Below are 20,467 nucleotides of genomic sequence, written 5' to 3'. Positions count from 1 at the left end.
GAGGAGATCAAGGGGGGATTGGCGTGAGAGAAGCGGTCATTGTCGCAGGTGCGCGCACACCGGTCGGCAAAGCGAAAAAAGGAACGCTCGCCCACGTGCGGCCGGATGATTTAGGGGCGCTCGTCGTGAAAGAAACGATCAAGCGCGCGGGGAACTATGAAGGAAACATTGACGACTTGATTATCGGGTGCGCCATGCCGGAGGCGGAGCAAGGATTGAACATCGCCCGCAACATCGGCGCGCTCGCCGGGCTGCCATATACCGTGCCGGCGATCACGATCAACCGGTATTGCTCGTCCGGTTTGCAGGCGATCGCCTATGCGGCGGAACGGGTGATGCTCGGCCATTCCGACACGGTCATCGCCGGCGGGGTCGAATCGATGAGCATGGTGCCGATGATGGGGCATGTCGTCCGCCCGAACGCCCGCTTGGCGGAAGAAGCGCCGGAATACTACATGTCGATGGGGCACACTGCCGAGCAAGTGGCGAAAAAATACGGCGTCAGCCGCGAGGACCAAGACGCATTCGCGGTGCGCAGCCACCAGCGCGCCGCCAAGGCGATTGCCGAAGGAAAATTCAATGAAGAAATCGTGCCGGTCGAGGTGACGGTGCGCAAAGTAGAAGGCAACAAACTCGTTGAGGAGAAAGTCGTCTTTACACAAGATGAAGGCGTGCGCCCGGACACGAATATGGAAACGCTCGCGAAACTCCGGCCGGCGTTTGCGGTAAATGGCACCGTCACCGCCGGCAACGCGTCGCAAATGAGCGACGGGGCGGCGGCGGTCATGGTGATGGACCGCGAAAAAGCGGAGTCGCTCGGCTTGAAGCCGCTCGGCAAGTTTCGTTCGTTCGCGGTTGCCGGCGTGCCGCCGGAAGTGATGGGGATCGGCCCGGTCGCTGCGGTGCCGAAAGCGTTGAAGCTGGCCGGCCTTGAGCTGTCCGACATCGGTTTGATCGAGCTGAACGAAGCGTTCGCCTCGCAATCGATCCAAGTCATCCGCGAACTTGGGTTGGATGAAGACATTGTCAACGTCAACGGCGGGGCGATTGCTCTAGGCCACCCGCTCGGCTGCACGGGCGCGAAGCTGACATTGTCTTTGCTTTACGAAATGCGGCGCCGCAACGTGCAGTTCGGCATCGTCACGATGTGCATCGGCGGCGGCATGGGAGCGGCCGGCGTGTTTGAGCTGCTGTAGCGGCAGCTGACAGCGAGCGGGCTTCATCAGCTCGCGCGAGGCATGCATCCGCATTTGCCCGGCTGCATGGAACGTCTATTTCCCGGGCGGCGTTGCCGCCCGGATCATCAATCATCTTTCGGGGGAGGAAATCAACGATGGCCAAAACGATGGAAGAAGCGATCAAAGGCGGCAGCTTTTTGATTGAAGACATTCCGGCGGAGCGCGTGTTTACGCCGGAAGATTTCACCGACGAACATCATATGATTGCCAAAACGACGGAAGAGTATGTCAACAATGAAGTGCTCCCGCAGCTCGAGCATTTGGAAAACCACGAGTTTGACCGTTCCGTGAAATTGCTTCGCAAAGCGGGCGAGCTCGGCTTGTTAAGCGCTGACATTCCGGAAGAATACGGCGGTTTGGGCCTAGATAAAGTCAGTTCGGCCATCATTGCGGAAAAAATGGCGCCGGCCGGCGGTTTTGCCATTTCGCACGGGGCGCACGTCGGAATTGGCTCGCTGCCGATTGTGTTGTTTGGCACGGAAGAACAAAAACAAAAATATTTGCCGTATTTAGCGACCGGCGAAAAAATCGCCGCCTACGCCTTGACGGAGCCTGGCTCGGGTTCGGACGCCCTCGGCGCGAAAACGACGGCGAGATTAAACGCGGAAGGCACGCATTACATTTTAAACGGCGAAAAACAATGGATCACCAACTCCGGTTTTGCTGATGTGTTTGTCGTCTATGCAAAAGTCGACGGCGAACATTTCACCGCGTTCATCGTGGAACGCGACTTCCCGGGCGTTTCAACTGGTCCGGAAGAAAAGAAAATGGGGATTAAAAGCTCGTCGACAAGAACGCTCATTTTGCAAGATGTGCCGGTGCCGAAAGAAAACGTGCTCGGTGAAATCGGAAAAGGCCATGTCATCGCCTTCAACATTTTGAACATCGGCCGCTACAAGCTTGGGTTAGGGGCGGTCGGCGGCGCGAAGCGGGCGCTTGAAATCACGCTCAAATACGCCAATCAGCGCCAGCAATTCAAACGGCCGATTTCGCAGTTTACGTTGACGCAGGAAAAATTCGCGACGATGGCGTCGCGCCTGTATGCCGCCGAAAGCTCGGTTTACCGCACGGTCGGCTTGTTCGATGAACGGATGGGCCTGCTTGATGCGGAAAAGGCGAAAGATGGCAAAGAAGTGGCGAAATCGATCGCCGAATATGCGATCGAATGCTCATTGAACAAGTTTTTTGCCACGGAAGTGCTCGATTACATCGTGGATGAAGGCGTGCAAATCCACGGCGGGTACGGCTTTATGCAGGAATACGAAATTGAGCGCGCCTACCGCGATTCGCGCATCAACCGCATTTTCGAGGGGACGAACGAAATCAACCGCCTTCTCGTGCCGGGCATGTATTTGAAAAAGGCGTTAAAAGGCGAGCTGCCGCTCTTCCAAAAAGCGCAGCAGCTTCAGGAAGAACTGATGATGATGGCCGCCGAAGAGCCGGGGACGGGCGCGCTGGAACAAGAGAAATACTTGGTGCGCAACGCGAAAAAAATCGCCTTGATGGTCGCCGGTTTAGCGGCGCAAAAATACGGCCAGCGCATTGAAGAAGAGCAAGAAGTGCTCGTCAACATCGCCGACATCGTCTCGAACATTTATGCGATGGAATCAGCGCTTTTGCGCACGGAAAAAGCGATTCAGGCGAGCGGTGAGGAGAAAAACAAACAAAAATTGCTGTACACGCAAATTTTCTGCCAAGAGGCGTTCAATGAAATTGAAGCCCATGCGAAAGAAACGCTCGTCGCCGTCGAACAAGGAGACACGCTGCGGATGATGCTCGCCGCTCTCCGACGGCTGACGCGCCATACGCCGATCAACGTGATCGCGAAAAAACGCGAAGCGGCCGCCGCGCTCATTGAAGCCGAACGGTATATTGTGTGATAATGGGAAGTGCCAGGCGTTTGCCTGGTGCTTCTTATTTGTTTGCCACACAGCGGAAATGAAAGGGAGGAGTGAAGATGGCGCTCACGCTCTATTGGTATCCAAAATGCGGAACGTGCCGGAAGGCGAAAAAATGGTTGGATGAACACGGCATTGAGGTGCAAACGGTGCATTTGGTCGACGAGCCGCTGACGAAAGAGCAGCTCGCCCGTTTGCACCGTCAAAGCGGGCTGCCGCTCAAAAAATTTTTCAACACGAGCGGGATGAAATACCGCGAGCTTGGCTTGAAGGACAAGCTCGACCGCGCATCGGAAGACGAGATGCTCGATTGGCTCGCCTCGGACGGGATGTTGGTCAAACGGCCGATTTTGACGGACGGCGAGCGGGTCGTCGTGGGCTTTCGCGAACAAGAATACGAGGCGTTTTTCGCGGCGGGGACATAAAAAATTTTTTGCAAAATCGGGTGAATTCAGTGAGTTTTTGCGGAAAATCGGTTATGATGAAAAGGAATATACATTTTGTCGCAATGGAGGGATACGATGAACACGCCGAAAGAACTTCGCTATACAAAGGAGCATGAGTGGGTGCGCGTGGAAGGAGAGAACGTGCGCATCGGCATTACGGATTACGCCCAATCAGAGCTTGGCGACATCGTCTTTGTCGAGCTGCCGGAAGTCGGCGCAGAGGTTACGGCGAACGAGCCGTTCGGCAGCGTTGAATCGGTGAAAACGGTCTCGGAATTGTATGCGCCGATCAGCGGCACGGTCGTTGAAGTGAATGAGGCGTTAAATGACCATCCGGAGTACGTGAACGAATCGCCGTATGACAAAGCGTGGATGATCGTCGTCAAACCGAATGATTTGAGCGAAATCGACAATTTGTTGACGGCGGAACAATACGAGGCGATGATCAACGAAGGATAAACGTTCCTGCAATCTTCGCTTCGATTCGGGCACTCTATACATACCGGAATTTGATTGAAAAAAGGGGTGCTCGCGATGGCGCTGCAAACGACGCGCATAGATGTCACGGACCGGATCATCGGCAAACTGAACGGCCGCTCGCTGGAGTTGTACGAGGAAGGAGAGCTCATCGGGCGCCTTCCGCTTCCGGCGGCCGTCCCGTTGAAAAAGGGGTATACCGAACAAAACGGAAGAATTTACAAACAGGTGACCGCTACCGTTGAGCCGGACCAAAAATATGTCGATTGCGACGGGGAAGCGGGCTGGTGTTGAAAGGCAACGGTGGATGGCCGTTGCTTTTCATTTTCAACATTTGGCCGGCGCAAGACATACAATAATAGTATCCTCATTTGAAGTTAGGTGGGTCGGACATGCGACGCGTGGAAAAAGTGATCATCGTCGAAGGGCGATCAGACAAGCAAAAAGTGGCGGCGGTGCTGAACGAACCAGTCGTCATCGTCTGCACAAACGGCACGATCAGTGATGCGCGCCTTGAGGAGCTGGCCGATGAGCTGGAAGGATGCGATGTATACGTCTTGGCCGATGCCGATGAGGCGGGAGAAAAATTGCGCCGGCAGTTTCGCCGCATGTTTCCAGAGGCGGAGCATCTTTACATTGACCGGGCGTATGGCGAAGTGGCGGCCGCTCCGCCTTGGCACTTGGCGCAAGTGCTGTTGCGCGCTCGTTTCGACGTCCGCATCGAATCGCTCATGAGGGGAAGAGGCGAGTGAAAGCGATCGACCGAAACGATGTCATGCGAGTGGTGGAAGTCGAGCCGCTTCTGGCCCTTTACTTGTATACCCCGCTGTGCGGCACGTGCCAGCTGGCGCGGCGGATGCTTGTGGTGGTGGAGCAGTTGTTTCCGGCGCTGCCGTTTTACGAAACAGACATTAACTATATCCCCGAGCAGGCGGCCGAGTGGAAAATTGAAAGCGTCCCTTGCCTGCTTCTTTTTAGGGACGGAACGGTCGCAGGCAAGTGGTATGCCTTTCATTCCGTTCCGTATTTGTACGAAGTGATTCAAGCCTGCTTGCCGTCCCGATGATTCGCCTTTTTTTGACGCTGTTTGACACATTTCTTGGGAAATGACAAAAACGGCGCTCGTTCGTCAACGGGTTGTCGAGATTTTTGTAAAGGATTCTCCCCCCTTTGAATGGAAATAAAGGAAACAAAGGAAAATGGGGGAGGATGCGCAATGGAAATGCGTGAATTGATCGGGCAATTCGTGGAACGGATGCAAGGGTTGCGCCATTTGATGCCGATTTTGCCGGATGAGCAGCTGTATGTTCGGTTTGAAAGCGATGACGAAACCGCCTTGCTGTTGATCGGCAAGGAATCAGCCGCTAGAGGGATGGAAAACGATGAACGGAAAACATTGACGGTGCGCGGTTCCAAAGAGGCGCTCGCGTCCCTGCTGAACGGCGAACTGAAGCTGCAGCAGCTCGTCCGGTTGCGTGAAGTGCACGTGTCAGGAAGCTTCCGCCAGCTTTTGCTTCTTGAATCGCTCCTCCATTTGGCCAAGCCTTATCGGGACGTCGGATAAAAAAGATGTTGACACGCTTCGACAGACAATGATACAATCACATTCGTAGTCAATTGAATAGGCGATTGTTGCGCTCTTATCAAGAGAGGTGGAGGGATGTGCCCAATGAAGCCCGGCAACCGTCAGCGCATGTGCTGAAATGGTGCCAATTCACACAAAGCGGCCTGCTTTGAGAGATAAGAGACGGAATGGTGCACAATACCTTTCTGTTCTCTGCGGGCAGAAAGGTTTTCTTTTTGCGCTCTGCCGCTTGGGGAGGAAGGTGAAACGATGATTACACTCGAACAAGTGACGAAAATCTATCAAGCGGCCAACGGTTCGGTCACGGCAGTCGACAATGTGTCGCTTGAGATTCGCGAAGGAGAAATTTTCGGCATTATCGGCTACAGCGGCGCTGGGAAAAGCACGCTCATCCGCTTGCTCAATGGGCTCGAGAAGCCGACGAGCGGCCGGGTGGTCGTCGCCGGGCGCGATATGACGCGCGTGAAAGGGCGGGAGCTGCGCAAGGCGCGCCAAGAAATCGGGATGATTTTCCAGCATTTCAACTTGCTTTGGTCTCGCACAGTCAGGGAAAACATTGCCTTTCCGCTTGAAATTGCCGGCGTCCCGAAAGAGGAGCGGAACAAGCGGGTGGATGAATTGATCGAGCTTGTCGGCCTTTCCGGGCGCGAGGATGCCTACCCGTCGCAGCTGAGCGGCGGGCAAAAGCAGCGGGTCGGCATCGCCCGGGCGCTCGCCAACAACCCGAAAGTCTTGCTGTGCGACGAGGCGACATCGGCGTTGGACCCGCAGACGACCGATGCGATTTTGGACTTGCTCGTTGACATCAACAAGCGTCTCGGGCTGACGATTGTGCTGATCACCCATGAAATGCACGTCATCCGCAAAATTTGCGACCGCGTTGCGGTGATGGAAAGCGGCCGAATCGTCGAGCAAGGCGAAGTGCTGCATGTGTTCCGCAACCCGCAGCAACCGATTACGAAACGGTTCGTCAAGCAGCTGATCGAGCCCGAGGAGACGGAAGAGGCGATTTCTCATTTGTTTGGCCAATACCCGAGCGGGCTGATCGCGCAGCTGACGTTCGTCGGCGCGGCAGCCGGAAAGCCGCTCATCACCGAGGTGGTGCGTCAGTTTGCCGTCGATGTCAACATTTTGCAAGGGAAAATTTCGCAAACCCATCAAGGCGCCTATGGGGTGCTGTTCGTGCACCTCGACGGGGCGAGGGATGAAATCGACCGGGCGCTTGACTATATTCAACGCCAGCAAGTAGCGGTGGAGGTGATTCACGATGCTCGCTAACCTCCTGCCGAACGTGCAATGGGAGACGATGTGGGCGGCGACGGTCGAGACGCTGTATATGACGGGAGTGGCGGTGGCGGCCACTTTCGTCCTCGGAATCGTTCTTGGCTTGCTTCTATTTTTGACAGCGAAGGGCAACCTATGGGAAAACCGGTTTGTCAATACAGTGATTGCTGCGTTTGTGAACATTTTCCGCTCTATTCCGTTTATTATTTTGATCATTTTGCTCATTCCGTTTACAACATGGCTCGTCGGGACGATGCTTGGCGCCAATGCGGCGCTGCCGGCTTTGGTCATTGGGGCCGCGCCGTTTTACGCCCGCATGGTCGAAATCGCTCTTCGCGAAATTGATAAAGGCGTCATCGAAGCAGCTCAAGCGATGGGCGCCTCAACGTGGACGATCATTTGGAAAGTGCTGCTGCCGGAGTCTTTGCCGGCGCTTGTCTCCGGCATTACGGTGACGGCGGTGTCGCTCGTCAGCTATACAGCGATGGCTGGAGCCATCGGCGCCGGCGGGCTTGGGAACTTGGCGTATTTGGAAGGGTTCCAGCGCAACCATAACGATGTGACATTTGTCGCAACCGTATTGGTGTTGGTCATTGTATTTATCATTCAGCTGATCGGTGACTTTGTCACTTCGAAAATCGATAAACGATAAAGGGGGAAACAACTGATGAAGAAATGGTTGGGTGTGTTGCTCGCCGCCATTCTCGTGCTCGCTTTGGCGGCATGCGGCGGCAACAAGAACGACAACGCGGAAGGCGGCAAAGACGGCAAATTGGTGAAGCTGAAAGTCGGCGCTTCGAACGTGCCGCATGCGGAAATTTTGGAAAAAGCGAAACCGATTTTGAAGAAAAAAGGCATCGACTTGGAGATCATCACATTCCAAGATTACATCTTGCCGAACAAAGCGTTGGCGGAGAAGCAAATCGATGCCAACTACTTCCAACACATCCCGTATTTAGAATCGCAAAAGAAAGAATACGGTTATGATTTCGTCAACGCCGGCGGCATTCATATCGAGCCGATCGGCTTATACTCGAAAAAATACAAAAGCATTGAAGAACTGCCGGACGGTGCGACGATCATCATGAGCAACTCGGTCGCCGACCATGGCCGCATTTTGTCGATGCTGCAAGAAAAAGGGCTCATTAAATTGAAACCGGGCGTCGATAAAACGAAAGCGACGGTCAACGACATCGTGGAAAACCCGAAACATTTGAAATTTAAGGCCGATGTCGACGCCGGGCTTCTGCCGCAAATTTACAAAAACGGCGAAGGCGATGCGGTGCTGATCAACGCCAACTATGCGCTTGACGCCGGTTTGGACCCGGCGAAAGACCCGATCGCCGTTGAGTCGCCGAAAAACAATCCGTATGTGAACATTATTGCGGTGCGCAAAGGCGATGAAAACCGGAAAGAAATCAAAACGCTTGTCGAAGTGCTGCAATCGAAAGAAATCCAAGATTTCATTAAAGAAAAATACCACGGCGCCGTCATTCCAGCGGCGGAAAACAATCAATAACGGGAGCGTTTCGCTTCCGTTTCTTTTTTGTCCCCAAAAAGCCGCTCCCCTTAAACGAAAAGAAAGCAGCAAAGGTTAAAACGATTCTGAATCCGAGGGCGCCGCGGCCGACCTGTTTCTCCGCTCTTCATCGGCCGTTCAAACGCGCCAGTACGGCGGCGAGCATAACGATGATGACGCAGTTTTGCAGGACGATCACAGCCGTTAAGCTGAAGGCGCCGTCTCCCTGTTCACCGAGGGTGTTGCCGATGATGATCCACGTCAAAAACGAAGCGAAAGCGGCTGTTAAGGCAAAGACAACCCAACGAATCAATCGCATTTCCCCCTTTTGTATTGATGATGGAAGTTGAACAGAACAGGCGGTTTTCATCATGACGTTCCATCTATGATCGCGAAACGGTGGTGTTTCCACACGCTTTCAATACCATTCGTTGTTTAATTTCGTTTTCCTTCATGCATACTAACAGCAGACACGAGCAAAGGAGGAAAACGGAGATGAACAACGGAACATATGCATCGGTCGAATCCGCGCTTCGCCACTACAAGGAAGGAATCGGAGCGTTTACGCAAAAGCTGCCGGCGGTCGCCGAGCGGTTCAACGCATTCACCGACACCTGCTTTGCCGAAGGGGCGCTGTCGAAAAAAGAAAAACAATTGATCGCCCTTGGCATCAGCGTGGCGACTCAAGACGAGTATTGCACGATTTATCATACGAAAGGCTGCCTAGATGAAGGAGCGTCCGAACAAGAAATTTTGGAAGCATGCGCGGTGGCGGCCGCGTTTGGCGGCGGGGCGGCGATGAGCCAGGCGGTGACGCTTGTGCAGGAATGCCTCGGCGAGCTGCGGGAGGCTCACTAGACTCCGGAAAAACGGGGTCTTTTTTTTTTGCAAAAACTCGTACAAGCTTGAGGTTTTCGTGTAAAATAGTAAAAGGCGCTGTTTTTTCACACGGTCATAGTGAAAACAGAGCGAGAAAGTTGCAGGCAGTTTTCATTTGTTATAAAATTATAATGAGAATAAATTGAGAATGAGCGATCGCTAGAAGACGAGCGAGCTACGATTACTTTCAAGCGGGAATTGGAGGTATGCTGCATGGCAGTATTGACGATTCGAAATCTTCACGTCTCCGTGGAGGGAAAAGAAATTTTAAAAGGAGTGGACTTGGAAGTAAAAGGCGGGGAAATCCACGCCATCATGGGTCCGAACGGGACGGGGAAATCGACGCTGGCATCGGCCGTTATGGGCCATCCGAAATATGAGGTGACCGAGGGCGAGATTACGCTTGACGGCCAAAACGTCTTGGAGATGGAAGTCGATGAGCGGGCGCGCGCCGGCCTGTTTTTGGCGATGCAATACCCAAGCGAAATCAGCGGAGTGACGAACGCCGACTTTTTGAGCGCTGCGATCAATGCCCGGCTTGGGGAGGGCAACGAAATTTCGCTCATGAAATTCATCCGCAAGCTCGATGAAAAAATGGCGTTTCTCGAAATGAACCCGGATATGGCGCACCGTTACTTGAACGAAGGATTCTCGGGCGGGGAGAAAAAGCGGAACGAAATTTTGCAATTGATGATGCTCGAGCCGAAAATCGCCATTTTGGACGAGATCGACTCCGGATTGGACATTGACGCGCTGAAAATTGTGGCCAAAGGCGTCAACGAAATGCGCAGCAGCGAATTCGGCTGTTTGATCATCACTCACTACCAACGGTTATTGAACTACATCACGCCGGATTACGTGCACGTCATGATGCAAGGGCGCATCGTCAAATCCGGCGGTCCGGAACTGGCGCAGCGGCTTGAGGCCGAAGGGTACGACTGGATCAAAAAAGAGCTTGGCATCGAAGACGAAACGGTCGGACAAGAAGCGTAAGCGTTAGGAGGAGGATTATGGCGACAGAAACGAAAATCCCATTTGAGCAGTCATACATCCGCACGTTCTCAAGCGGGCGCGGCGAGCCGGACTGGCTGACGGTGCGGCGCCTTGAGGCGCTTGAGCTGGCGGAGCGGCTGCCGCTTCCGAAACCGGAGAAAACGAAAATCGACAAATGGAATTTCACCGAGTTCGCCCGCCACACGGTCGACAGCGCGCCGTATGATGGTCTTGACGATTTGCCGGAAGCGGTCAAGGCGCTCATTGAAGCAGGCGAAGGAACGAAAAACTTGTACGTGCAGCGCAACCATACGCCGGCGTACGTGTCGCTGTCCGATGAGTTGAAAGAAAAAGGCGTCATTTTCACCGACATCTTCACAGCAGCGAGCGAGCATGGCGACTTGCTGAAAAACTATTTTATGAGGGCGGTCAAGCCGGATGAGCACCGCCTCGCCGCGCTCCATGCGGCGCTGTTTAACGGCGGCGTGTTCGTTTACGTTCCGAAAAACGTGGAGATCGAAACGCCGCTTCAAGCCGTCTACATTCAAGATGAGGATGACATCGCCTTGTTCAACCACGTCATCGTTGTCGCGGAAGACAACAGCCGCGTCGTGTTTGTCGAAAACTATATATCGGCAAGCAGGGAAGGAAAAGCGGTCGCCAATGTGGTCGCCGAGGTGTTTGCCCAAGCGAACGCAAGCGTCTTTTTCGCCGCCGTCGACCATTTGGCAAAAGGCACAACGACGTATGTCAATCGGCGCGGCATTGCTGGGCGCGACGGACGGATCGAATGGGCGCTCGGGCTGATGAATGACGGCAACACGGTCTCCGAGAACATCACCTGCCTTGTCGGCGACGGCTCGTTCGGCGATGCGAAAACGGTCGCGGTCAGCCGCGGCGAGCAAGTGCAAAACTTTACGACCAGCATTATTCATTACGGCAAGCATACAGAAGGAAGCATTTTAAAACACGGCGTCGTCCGCGACAGCGCGACCTCAATTTTCAACGGCATCGGCAAAATTGAGCACGGCGCGTCGAAGTCAAACGCCGAGCAGGAGTCGCGCGTCTTGATGCTGAGCGAAAAAGCGCGCGGCGATGCGAACCCGATTTTGCTCATTGATGAAGACGACGTCATGGCTGGCCACGCGGCATCGGTGGGACGCGTCGATCCGATTCAATTGTATTACTTAATGAGCCGCGGCATTCCGAGACGCGACGCGGAACGACTCATCATCCACGGCTTTTTGGCGCCGGTTGTCGAAGCGATTCCGATTGAAGGCGTGAAAAACCAATTAATCGAAGTGATTGAAAGGAAAGTTCAATCATGAATGTCAACGAAATTCGCGCGTTGTTTCCGATTTTGCACCAACAAGTCAACGGCCATCCGCTCATTTATTTTGACAGCGCGGCGACGTCGCAAAAGCCGCTGCCGGTGATCGAGGCGCTTGACCGCTATTACCGCGAATACAACTCGAACGTCCATCGCGGCGTCCATACGCTCGGGACGAAGGCGACCGATGCGTACGAAGGCGCGCGCGAAAAAGTGCGGCGGTTTTTAAACGCCCAATCGGCGCAGGAAATCATTTTTACGCGCGGCACGACGGCGTCGCTCAACTTGGTCGCTGCAAGCTACGGGCGCGCCAATGTCAAAGAAGGCGACGAGATCGTCATCACGTACATGGAGCATCACAGCAACTTGATCCCATGGCAGCAGCTGTCGAAACAAACGGGCGCAACGCTGAAATACATTCCGCTGCAGGAAGACGGCACGATCGATTTGCGCGACGTTGAGGCGGCCATCACCAAAGCGGCGAAGATCGTCGCCATCGCTCATGTGTCGAACGTGCTCGGGACGATCAATCCGGTGCGGGAGATCGCCCGCCTCGCCCATGAGCGCGGGGCGGTCGTCGTCGTCGATGCGGCGCAAAGCGCTCCGCATATGAAAATCGACGTCCAAGAGCTCGATTGCGACTTTTTGGCGTTTTCCGGCCATAAAATGTGCGGGCCGACGGGAATCGGCGTATTATATGGCAAAAAGAAATGGCTTGAGCAGATGGAGCCGGTCGAGTTCGGCGGGGAAATGATCGATTTCGTCGATCTGTACGATTCGACGTGGAAAGAGCTGCCGTGGAAGTTTGAAGGCGGCACGCCGATCATCGCTGGGGCGATCGGCCTTGGCGCGGCGATCGACTTCCTCGAGCAAGTCGGCTTGGACGCCATCGCCGCCCACGAGCACGAGCTGGCGCAATATGCGCTTGAACGAATGGCGGACATCGAAGGCGTCACCGTCTACGGCCCGAAAGAGCGGGCGGGGCTTGTCACGTTCAACATCGACGGGGTGCATCCGCACGATGTGGCGACTGTCCTTGACGCCGAAGGAATCGCCATCCGCGCCGGCCACCATTGCGCCCAGCCGCTCATGAAATGGCTCGGCGTGACGGCGACCGCCCGGGCGAGCTTCTATCTGTACAACACGAAAGAGGAAATCGACCGGTTTGTGGCCGCATTACAGAAAGCGAAGGAGTACTTCAGCCATGTCTTCTAACCATCCGCTGGATCAGCTTTACCGCCAAGTCATTATGGACCATTATAAAAACCCGCGCAACCGCGGGGTGCTTGAAGGAACGAACGTCGACGTCAACATGAACAACCCGACGTGCGGCGACCGCATCCACTTGACGATGAAAGTCGAGGACGGAAAAGTCGCCGACGTCAAATTTGAAGGGGAAGGCTGTTCGATTTCGATGTCGTCGGCGTCGATGATGACGCAGGCGATCAAAGGAAAAACGGTGGAGGAAGCGCTTCGGCTCGCCCACATTTTTTCCGACATGATCCAAGGGAAAGAGTACGACGATTCCGTCGACCTTGGCGACATCGAGGCGCTTCAAGGCGTTTCCAAATTTCCCGCCCGCATCAAATGCGCGACATTGGCGTGGAAAGCGCTCGAAAAAGGCCTCAACAATCAATGAACATGAAGGAGGGTGAACCGAGATGGCGAAAAAAGCCCCGGAAATCGGTGAATACAAGTACGGCTTCGTCGACAAGGACGTCTCCGTCTTCCGCGCCCAGCGCGGCTTGACGCGCGAAGTCGTCGAAGAAATTTCGCGGATGAAAAACGAGCCGCAATGGATGCTCGAGTTCCGCTTAAAAGCGCTCGACATCTTCTACAGCAAACCGATGCCGCAATGGGGCGGCGACTTGTCAAGCCTCGATTTTGATGAAATTACGTACTACGTCAAGCCGACGGAAAAATCGGGCCGCTCGTGGGATGAAGTGCCGGCGGAGATCAAAGCGACGTTCGATAAATTAGGGATTCCAGAGGCGGAACAAAAATATTTGGCCGGCGTCTCGGCGCAATACGAATCCGAAGTCGTCTACCACAACATGAAAGAAGACCTCGAAAAGCTTGGCGTCATCTTTAAAGACACCGACTCGGCGCTCAAGGAAAACGAAGATTTGTTCCGCGAGTATTTCGCCAAAGTCGTGCCGCCGACGGACAACAAATTTGCCGCGCTCAACTCGGCCGTCTGGTCGGGCGGTTCGTTCATCTACGTCCCGAAAGGCGTCAAAGTCGATACGCCGCTTCAGGCGTACTTCCGCATCAATTCGGAAAACATGGGGCAGTTTGAACGGACGCTCATCATCGTCGACGAAGGGGCGCACGTCCATTACGTCGAAGGCTGTACAGCGCCGATTTATACGACGAACTCGCTCCATAGCGCAGTCGTGGAAATCATCGTCAAAAAAGGCGCCTACTGCCGCTACACGACGATCCAAAACTGGGCGAACAACGTCTTCAACTTGGTGACGAAGCGCGCCGTCTGCGAAGAAAACGCGACAATGGAATGGATTGACGGCAACATCGGCTCGAAGCTGACGATGAAATACCCGGCCGTCATCTTAAAAGGCGAAGGGGCGCGCGGCTTGACGCTGTCGATCGCCATCGCCGGCAAAGGCCAGCACCAAGACGCCGGGGCGAAAATGATCCATCTGGCGCCGAATACATCGTCGACGATCGTCTCGAAGTCGATCTCGAAACAAGGCGGCAAGGTGACGTATCGCGGGATGGTCCATTTCGGCCGCAAAGCGTCCGGCTCGCGCTCGAACATCGAATGCGATACGCTCATTCTCGACAATCAGTCGACGTCGGACACGATTCCGTACAACGAGATTCTCAACGACAACGTGTCGCTCGAACACGAAGCGAAAGTGTCGAAAGTCTCCGAAGAGCAGCTGTTCTACTTGATGAGCCGCGGCATTTCCGAGCAGGAAGCGACGGAAATGATCGTCATGGGCTTCATCGAGCCGTTTACAAGGGAGCTGCCGATGGAATACGCGGTCGAGATGAACCGCTTGATCAAATTCGAGATGGAAGGAAGCATTGGGTAAGCTTGATGAATCAAGGGTGGAGCGCTCCAGCGTGGGCGCTTGACCCACAAAACGCCCACATGATCAACGCAGGACAAAACAAGGGAGCGGCCGCCGTCCCTTATTCTTTCCGGTGATCTCCGGAAGCGTCAAGGCCGCTCCGCAGGCCATTCCTCCTTCATGGGAGCATGTTTTTAGGGGAGCGCTCTTTTTGGGCGCTCCCCTGTCGTTCCTTTTCCATGCCAGGCGGCTCTGTTCAGCCGTGTACGATCTCTCGGCTTAGTAGCCTTTTTAGGCGTGAAGTTAACAGCCATGTATTAAAAACATGATTTTATTCATTTTTCCCGATAGGGACTACGAAAGAGATGTTTAAGTTAAGTGCAACTTTTTATTGACAAATAATTTTTTTTTCTACAATTAAACTGTGGATGAGCATTTTTCACTACAATAATTTCTATGGTTAAAAGAGACAAACAGAGACCCTCTTACACGATGCGGAACTGTTTTTTGACTACATCAATGGTCATATCCTCCTTCTCGATATCATAAATGAACTCGATGACGCTGTGGCCTTTCCTCGATCAAAGAAGATCTAGTCCAGTGAAAACGGTGTGTTGAGATTCAGCGATGCTGTACACGCAGGAGAGCATCACCACCCAATACCGTTTCACCGTCCGAATACGGCGAATCCGATATCCATCGGGCTTCAGCTGCTCTTTCGCCTGCCGGAAAAGGCATTCGATCGTCCAGCGCTGGGCGCAGTAACGTAAGATCTCTTCATCGCCTAGCTCTCGGTCCGGTGCTCAAGACGCAATGGAGATGCTCCGGTGTCATCGGTTGGTTCCGCTTCATCTTGATCGGGGAAAGCATCTCGATCGCTAGGTCAATTTTGCTTCTTCTCGCCTTCTTGTCATACAAGTGAAACTCGAACGGAAACGCTTGCGTGATGGTGTGTACTATCAGCCAAACGAGCGAATGCCCCCAGACCGATTGATGATCTTTGTGAAACAATTTTGGCAATACAATGGGAAGTGGATACATGCGCAAGATGACTCAGGATATACGTATGCTGAATTTGTGTGGAGCTCTGGGACGAGTTCTTCGGCATATGCCAATTATACTCATATGAAGACGGGGTGGAGTTCATCATTTAGTGTATCGATGCCGCTAGGAGCGTCAATTTCTGTTTCGGGAACAACAAGTTATATTCAAATACCAAACGCGGCAGTTTCCTTTACAAGATGAAATACTATTACGTCTGATTTGCCGCGAATAGATCTTTACGGTGAAGGGTGGCTTATCGTTGAAACGGATCCTCCGTTATTTTTTGTTGTGTACAATGCTAGCTGGCTGTGATCATCAGGAGATGAATGTACAGGCTTATCATTTGGATGCAAAAAGGCAAGGGTTTGATCAAGAAGAGATAGAAAGCCTCATCAGAGACCCGGAAAACGCCAATAAAGTCAACCAACAGCTCAAAAACAAGGAGGTTGCGGCTTTCTTTTGGCTGGGGATGACGAAAGAAGAGATTCGGCACATGGATCGGGAGGAGATGGATTTTTTTCGTGCGAGAAGCGCGACGAGCCAATGGCATGAGCTCGATGAGCAAACGGTGAAGGAGATTTTTAAAAAACGGGCGGATCATCAAATGATCCGATGCGATATCGAGAAACAGAAATTATGCACCATATCAACGATTTACACTAGTCATAAAAAGAACATCATGGAATTGACCTTATCTGTTTCCCTGCTCAATCAAGAGGAGCATCGATACGCCGTCGTCTTGTCGTATGAATGGCTTATAGATCCGAAAGAAAAGGAGACGGATTTTTACGGGATTTTGACGACGGAAAATGCGGTTGTCGATTATCATCAGCTTTATGGCTCCTACAAGACATATCGGAATGCATCTCACGTCAGCATGCAACATATTAGGAAGCCCTATCAATCTTCTGTGGCAGGGTATATGATTAAAAATTCCCTGCACAAGGAAAACAGCCGCCACTTCGGATATGTTTATTCTGAAATCGTGCCTTCGGATCACGCCCAAACGTCTATCGATGTTGAGGCATTTTATGTTCATGCTAATCGAAAATGGAGAGAAAACGACTTGTTTTCCTTCCAAGATGTTTATAACTGGAATGGGAAGGCTGACGCGGTGATGTTCAAGTCTCCGGTGATCCGAATCTCAGTCCGACCTTGACGAAGCGGGATTGAACGTTTTGTTTCAAGGGGGAGCGCTCTTTTTGGGCGCTCCCCTGTCGTTCCTTTTCCATGCCAGGTGGATCTGTTCAGCCGCGCCCGGTCTTCTTGTTTAGCGCTGCACCTTTTCAAGCGCCAATTTGATGCCAAACCCGATCATGACCGCGCCCGTGATGCCTTCGATCCATTTCTTCGTTTTCCGCCGCTTCATGAAGTCGCTGATATAATGATGGATATCATTGTATCGCAATCGTTCCTCGATTGTAAATTATGGACGTTATGAATCTATGAACTGACATTGCCCTTGATGGTGCGGCGGTCATTTTTATTTCGCGCCGCCCGCGCTTATGGTATAGTGAAGATAGCTGGAAATCGAACGAATTGGTGATCGTGATGATTTACATCGGACTGACTGGTTGGGGGGATCATGACAACCTCTATCCGCCAGGTCTTGCGGCGAAAGACAAGTTGCTGGAATACGCGGCCCATTTTCCGACGGTCGAGGTCGATTCGTACTTTTACGCCATTCAGCCGCGTTCGAACGTGGAAAAGTGGATTCGCGAGACGCCGCCGTCGTTTCAGTTTATCGTGAAGGCATACCAAGGAATGACCGGGCATGAGCGCGGCCCGATTCCGTATGAAAGCAAGGAAGCGATGTTTGCCGCGTTTCTGGAATCGATCGCGCCGTTTCAGGAAGCGGGGAAATTGGCGATGGTGCTGTTTCAGTTTCCGCCGTGGTTTGACTGTCGGCGCGAGCATGTGGCGTACTTGCGCTGGACAAAAGCGCGGATGGGGGAGGTGCCGGCGGCGCTCGAATTTCGGCACCAATCATGGTTTTCGCCGCGCTTTTATGAAAAAACGCTTCACTTTATGGAAGAGGAAGGGTGGATTCACACAATTTGCGACGAGCCGCAGGCGGGGGAAGGGTCGGTGCCGACCGTTTTGCATCCGACCGACCGGGAAAAGACGCTCATCCGCCTGCACGGACGGAATGTCCACGGCTGGAACAAGGCGACGGCCGGCGAGAACTGGAGGGCGGTCCGCTATTTATACCGGTACAATGAGCGCGAGCTGCGCGAGTGGGTGCGCCATATAGAGGCATTAAAACAAAAAACGAAACAGATTTACGTGCTGTTTAACAACAACTCCGGCGGCGATGCCGCCGACAACGCCAAACAATTGATCGATTTGCTTGGCATTGAGTACACGGGCCTGGCGCCGCGGCAGCTTGGTTTGTTTTGAAGCGGGGAAGAGGGGGATGGAGGATGGCGTATGCGTTGCTTGTCTTGATCGGCTTTATCGCGGGGACGGTCGGCAGTTTGGCCGGCCTTGGCGGCGGGGTGATCATCGTGCCGTCGCTTCTGTTTTTCGGCGCGCTCGGCTGGCTGTCGGCGGTGACGCCGCAAGTGGCGGTCGGCACGTCGCTTGTCGTCATTATTTTCAATGGCTTATCGTCCACATTGTCGTATATGAAAGACAAAATGGTCGACTATCAAAGCGGCTTGCTCTTTTGCCTTGGCAGCGTTCCCGGGGCGGTCATCGGCGCTTGGGTGAACAATACGCTGAGCGCCGCTCATTTTTCATTGTATTTTGGGCTGTTTTTAATCGCCATGTCGCTCTTTTTGTCGCTGAGTCAAAAGAAAACGAAGCGTTCGGCTGACGAGACGGCGGCGGCGACGGAGAATGAACGGGAGTCATCCCGATCCGAGACGAAAGCGGAAACCCGCTTGAAACGGGCATCGTGGTGGGCGCGGAAAGTCATGCGCACGTACACGGAGCGGAACGGGGAGACGTTCGTGTACGGCTATTATCCGCTCGCCGCGATCGCCATCGCGTTTGTGGTCGGCTTTTTCGGCGGGTTGTTTGGCATTGGCGGCGGCTCGCTCATGGTGCCGGCGATGATCGTGCTGTTTCGCTTTCCGCCCCATGTGGCGGTCGCCACGTCGATGTTGATGATTTTTTTGTCCTCGCTCGTCGGTTCTCTCACCCATGTCGCGATGGGAAATGTGCAATGGTCGTTTGCCCTTGCCCTCATTCCCGGCGTATGGATCGGCGCGAAAACCGGGGCGTGGATCAATAAGCGGATGCCAAGCCGGACGCTTGTCGTCGTGCTTCGGATGGTGCTCGTTTTGCTTGGCCTTCGGCTTGTGATCGAAAGTTTTTCGTAACCAAGGAGGCTTGCGCATTGAAGCAAACCGTCTATATTTATCATACGAACGACGTGCACAGCCATTTTGAACATTGGCCGCAAATCGCCCGCTTTTTGTCAGAACGGAGAAGGGAGCATCGCGCGCGCAACGAGGCGATGCTTTTGTTTGATGTGGGCGATTTTCTCGACCGCGTGCACCCGATTACCGAGGCGACGCGTGGAAAAGCGAATGTGGACTTATTGAACGATCTTCACTATGATGCGGTGACGATCGGCAACAACGAAGGGATCACCCTTGATCATGATGAACTGGATACGTTGTACGAACAGGCTCGGTTTCCGGTCGTTGTCGCCAATTTGTTTCGCCGCGATGGCGTGCGGCCGCATTGGGCGTTGCCGTATGTCGTCATCCCGGCGACGGAGACGTTTCGCATTGGGGTGGTTGGCGCCACCGCTCCGTTTTCTCACTTTTACGAGCTGCTCGGCTGGAAGATCGTTCCGCCGTTTGACATGTTGGCAGCGGCGGTGGAGGAAGTGAGGCAAAAGGCCGATTGCGTCGTTGTGCTGTCTCATCTTGGGGTGAATGAGGATGAAAAAATCGCTGCGACGATCCCAGGCGTGGACATTATTTTAGGCGCTCACACCCACCATGTGTTTCCAGAAGGAAAAACATTGAATCAAACACTGCTTTGCGCGGCGGGGAAATACGGAAAATATGTTGGGGTGGTCAAGCTGGAGATTGACCAAAACCGGCTGTCCAGGGCATCCGCGACGGTCGTGGATGTCGAACCATTGCCCCGCTCCGAGGCGGTCGAGCGCCATCTTGTTTGTCTTGAGCAGGAAAGTTTGGCGCGGCTTGAAGCGGAACAAGTCGCCGTGCTCCATGATGACTTGCCGCTTGACTGGTTCGCCCCGTCGCCGCTTGGGAATTTGCTTGCTTCCGCTTTGCGTGAGTGGTGCCAAGCGGACATTGGCATGGTTAACGCCGGCGTGCTGCTTGCGCCGCTTGCGAAAGGGCCGGTGACGAAAAAAGATTTGCATCGCATTTGCCCGCATCCGCTCAACCCGTGCAAGGTGAAGCTGCGCGGCGCGGAGCTCAAAGAGATTATCCTTGAGGCCAACACGGAACGGATGAAGCATTGGCAGTTTAAAGGGTTTGGCTTCCGCGGCGAAGTGATGGGGGAAATGGTGTACGACGGCGTGGACATCGAGGCCGGGCTCGAGGAGGACGGTCAATGGCATATCCGCCGCATTATGATCAACGGCGAGCCGCTCGATCCCGAGCGCACGTATGAGGTGGCGACGACCGATATGTTTGCGATCGGCCACTTTTATCCGCAAATTCAGCGGGCGGCGGAAAAAACGTATTACATGCCGGAGTTTTTGCGCGATCTTCTCGCTTGGAAATTGGCCCAATAGGCAGGCACTT

General features: G+C 53.7%; 22 protein-coding genes, 2 pseudogenes and 1 riboswitch. Of the genes and pseudogenes, 21 read left to right on the top strand and 3 right to left on the bottom strand.

Going from position 1 to position 20,467, the window contains the following annotated elements; all coding sequences use genetic code 11:
- The first annotated feature begins 23 nt into the window (after nt 1-23).
- From ABS784_RS07920 to ABS784_RS07870, 11 genes are all read left to right on the top strand, one after another.
- Nucleotides 24-1,196, top strand: a complete 1,173-nt coding sequence (locus ABS784_RS07920) for an acetyl-CoA C-acetyltransferase (RefSeq protein ID WP_011232477.1) — start codon at nt 24-26, stop codon at nt 1,194-1,196.
- 137 nt (nt 1,197-1,333) lie between these two features.
- The gene (locus tag ABS784_RS07915) at nt 1,334-3,118 is read left to right on the top strand and encodes an acyl-CoA dehydrogenase family protein (protein WP_011232476.1); all 1,785 of its coding nucleotides are present in this window, start codon (nt 1,334-1,336) and stop codon (nt 3,116-3,118) included.
- A 77-nt stretch (nt 3,119-3,195) separates the two neighbouring features.
- The gene (locus ABS784_RS07910; protein ID WP_011232475.1) at nt 3,196-3,561 is read left to right on the top strand and encodes an arsenate reductase family protein; all 366 of its coding nucleotides are present in this window, start codon (nt 3,196-3,198) and stop codon (nt 3,559-3,561) included.
- Between the two features lie 96 nt (nt 3,562-3,657).
- Nucleotides 3,658-4,041: a glycine cleavage system protein GcvH gene (gene gcvH / locus ABS784_RS07905; RefSeq protein ID WP_011232474.1), complete on the top strand. Its 384-nt coding sequence runs from the start codon at nt 3,658-3,660 to the stop codon at nt 4,039-4,041.
- 75 nt (nt 4,042-4,116) lie between these two features.
- On the top strand, nt 4,117-4,353 hold the full coding sequence (locus tag ABS784_RS07900) for a YusG family protein (protein ID WP_011232473.1): 237 nt from the start codon (nt 4,117-4,119) through the stop codon (nt 4,351-4,353).
- A 98-nt stretch (nt 4,354-4,451) separates the two neighbouring features.
- Nucleotides 4,452-4,811: a toprim domain-containing protein gene (locus ABS784_RS07895; protein ID WP_352512042.1), complete on the top strand. Its 360-nt coding sequence runs from the start codon at nt 4,452-4,454 to the stop codon at nt 4,809-4,811.
- Complete coding sequence (locus tag ABS784_RS07890; RefSeq protein WP_352512040.1) at nt 4,808-5,125, top strand: thioredoxin family protein; 318 nt, start codon at nt 4,808-4,810, stop codon at nt 5,123-5,125. Before ABS784_RS07895 ends, ABS784_RS07890 begins: the two co-directional genes overlap by 4 nt.
- Nucleotides 5,126-5,275: 150 nt before the next feature.
- On the top strand, nt 5,276-5,623 hold the full coding sequence (locus ABS784_RS07885) for a sterol-binding protein (RefSeq protein ID WP_352512038.1): 348 nt from the start codon (nt 5,276-5,278) through the stop codon (nt 5,621-5,623).
- A gap of 73 nt (nt 5,624-5,696) precedes the next feature.
- A riboswitch (SAM riboswitch) is annotated at nt 5,697-5,806 on the top strand.
- An 87-nt stretch (nt 5,807-5,893) separates the two neighbouring features.
- Entirely contained in the window at nt 5,894-6,922 is a 1,029-nt protein-coding gene (locus ABS784_RS07880) for a methionine ABC transporter ATP-binding protein (protein WP_011232469.1), read from the top strand.
- Nucleotides 6,912-7,580 carry a methionine ABC transporter permease gene (locus ABS784_RS07875; RefSeq protein WP_011232468.1) on the top strand — a complete coding sequence of 223 codons (669 nt, stop codon included), beginning with the start codon at nt 6,912-6,914 and terminating at the stop codon, nt 7,578-7,580. The genes ABS784_RS07880 and ABS784_RS07875 overlap by 11 nt, the downstream gene beginning before the upstream one ends.
- Nucleotides 7,581-7,595: 15 nt before the next feature.
- Nucleotides 7,596-8,447, top strand: a complete 852-nt coding sequence (locus tag ABS784_RS07870; RefSeq protein ID WP_044732537.1) for a MetQ/NlpA family ABC transporter substrate-binding protein — start codon at nt 7,596-7,598, stop codon at nt 8,445-8,447.
- A 127-nt stretch (nt 8,448-8,574) separates the two neighbouring features.
- Here the strand turns inward: ABS784_RS07870 and ABS784_RS07865 are convergent, their stop codons facing one another.
- The gene (locus ABS784_RS07865; RefSeq protein ID WP_014196683.1) at nt 8,575-8,766 is read right to left on the bottom strand and encodes a hypothetical protein; all 192 of its coding nucleotides are present in this window, start codon (nt 8,764-8,766) and stop codon (nt 8,575-8,577) included.
- A gap of 176 nt (nt 8,767-8,942) precedes the next feature.
- Here ABS784_RS07865 and ABS784_RS07860 point away from each other — a divergent pair, with 176 nt between their 5' ends.
- From ABS784_RS07860 to sufB, 6 genes are all read left to right on the top strand, one after another.
- A complete protein-coding gene (locus tag ABS784_RS07860; protein WP_352512034.1) occupies nt 8,943-9,305 on the top strand; it encodes a carboxymuconolactone decarboxylase family protein in 363 nt (120 codons plus the stop codon).
- A 234-nt stretch (nt 9,306-9,539) separates the two neighbouring features.
- Nucleotides 9,540-10,319, top strand: a complete 780-nt coding sequence (gene sufC, locus ABS784_RS07855) for a Fe-S cluster assembly ATPase SufC (RefSeq protein ID WP_352512032.1) — start codon at nt 9,540-9,542, stop codon at nt 10,317-10,319.
- Nucleotides 10,320-10,336: 17 nt separating this feature from the next.
- Entirely contained in the window at nt 10,337-11,647 is a 1,311-nt protein-coding gene (sufD, locus tag ABS784_RS07850; protein ID WP_352512030.1) for a Fe-S cluster assembly protein SufD, read from the top strand.
- Nucleotides 11,644-12,864 (top strand): cysteine desulfurase, encoded by a 1,221-nt coding sequence (locus ABS784_RS07845; protein ID WP_352512028.1) that lies wholly within the window; start codon nt 11,644-11,646, stop codon nt 12,862-12,864. The genes sufD and ABS784_RS07845 overlap by 4 nt, the downstream gene beginning before the upstream one ends.
- Nucleotides 12,854-13,288: a Fe-S cluster assembly sulfur transfer protein SufU gene (gene sufU, locus ABS784_RS07840; protein ID WP_044732531.1), complete on the top strand. Its 435-nt coding sequence runs from the start codon at nt 12,854-12,856 to the stop codon at nt 13,286-13,288. The genes ABS784_RS07845 and sufU overlap by 11 nt, the downstream gene beginning before the upstream one ends.
- A 22-nt stretch (nt 13,289-13,310) precedes the next feature.
- On the top strand, nt 13,311-14,708 hold the full coding sequence (gene sufB, locus ABS784_RS07835; protein ID WP_011232461.1) for a Fe-S cluster assembly protein SufB: 1,398 nt from the start codon (nt 13,311-13,313) through the stop codon (nt 14,706-14,708).
- 464 nt (nt 14,709-15,172) lie between these two features.
- On the opposite strand, the pseudogene ABS784_RS07830 reads toward sufB, so the two are convergent.
- Nucleotides 15,173-15,692 (bottom strand): annotated as a pseudogene (locus ABS784_RS07830) (IS701 family transposase); the annotation flags it as partial.
- 298 nt (nt 15,693-15,990) lie between these two features.
- Between ABS784_RS07830 and ABS784_RS07825 the strand changes: the two are divergent.
- Nucleotides 15,991-16,890: a hypothetical protein gene (locus ABS784_RS07825; protein ID WP_352512025.1), complete on the top strand. Its 900-nt coding sequence runs from the start codon at nt 15,991-15,993 to the stop codon at nt 16,888-16,890.
- Nucleotides 16,891-17,001: 111 nt separating this feature from the next.
- Here ABS784_RS07825 and ABS784_RS07820 read toward each other — a convergent pair.
- A pseudogene (locus ABS784_RS07820) lies at nt 17,002-17,112 on the bottom strand (LysE family translocator); the annotation flags it as partial.
- Between the two features lie 170 nt (nt 17,113-17,282).
- Here ABS784_RS07820 and ABS784_RS07815 point away from each other — a divergent pair.
- From ABS784_RS07815 to ABS784_RS07805, 3 genes are read left to right on the top strand one after another with little or no spacing between them, the layout of a single operon-like run.
- The gene (locus ABS784_RS07815; RefSeq protein ID WP_011232455.1) at nt 17,283-18,131 is read left to right on the top strand and encodes a DUF72 domain-containing protein; all 849 of its coding nucleotides are present in this window, start codon (nt 17,283-17,285) and stop codon (nt 18,129-18,131) included.
- A 23-nt stretch (nt 18,132-18,154) separates the two neighbouring features.
- A complete protein-coding gene (locus ABS784_RS07810) occupies nt 18,155-19,057 on the top strand; it encodes a sulfite exporter TauE/SafE family protein (protein WP_014196670.1) in 903 nt (300 codons plus the stop codon).
- Nucleotides 19,058-19,074: 17 nt separating this feature from the next.
- A complete protein-coding gene (locus ABS784_RS07805) occupies nt 19,075-20,457 on the top strand; it encodes a bifunctional metallophosphatase/5'-nucleotidase (RefSeq protein WP_011232453.1) in 1,383 nt (460 codons plus the stop codon).
- The last annotated feature ends 10 nt before the right edge of the window (nt 20,458-20,467 follow it).

Source organism: Geobacillus sp. G4 (assembly GCF_040327975.1).
In the GTDB taxonomy this organism is placed as follows: Bacteria; Bacillota; Bacilli; order Bacillales; family Anoxybacillaceae; genus Geobacillus; species Geobacillus thermoleovorans.
The sequence above is the reverse complement of the archived record's forward strand: the minus strand, read 5'-3'. Positions and strand labels throughout refer to the sequence as shown.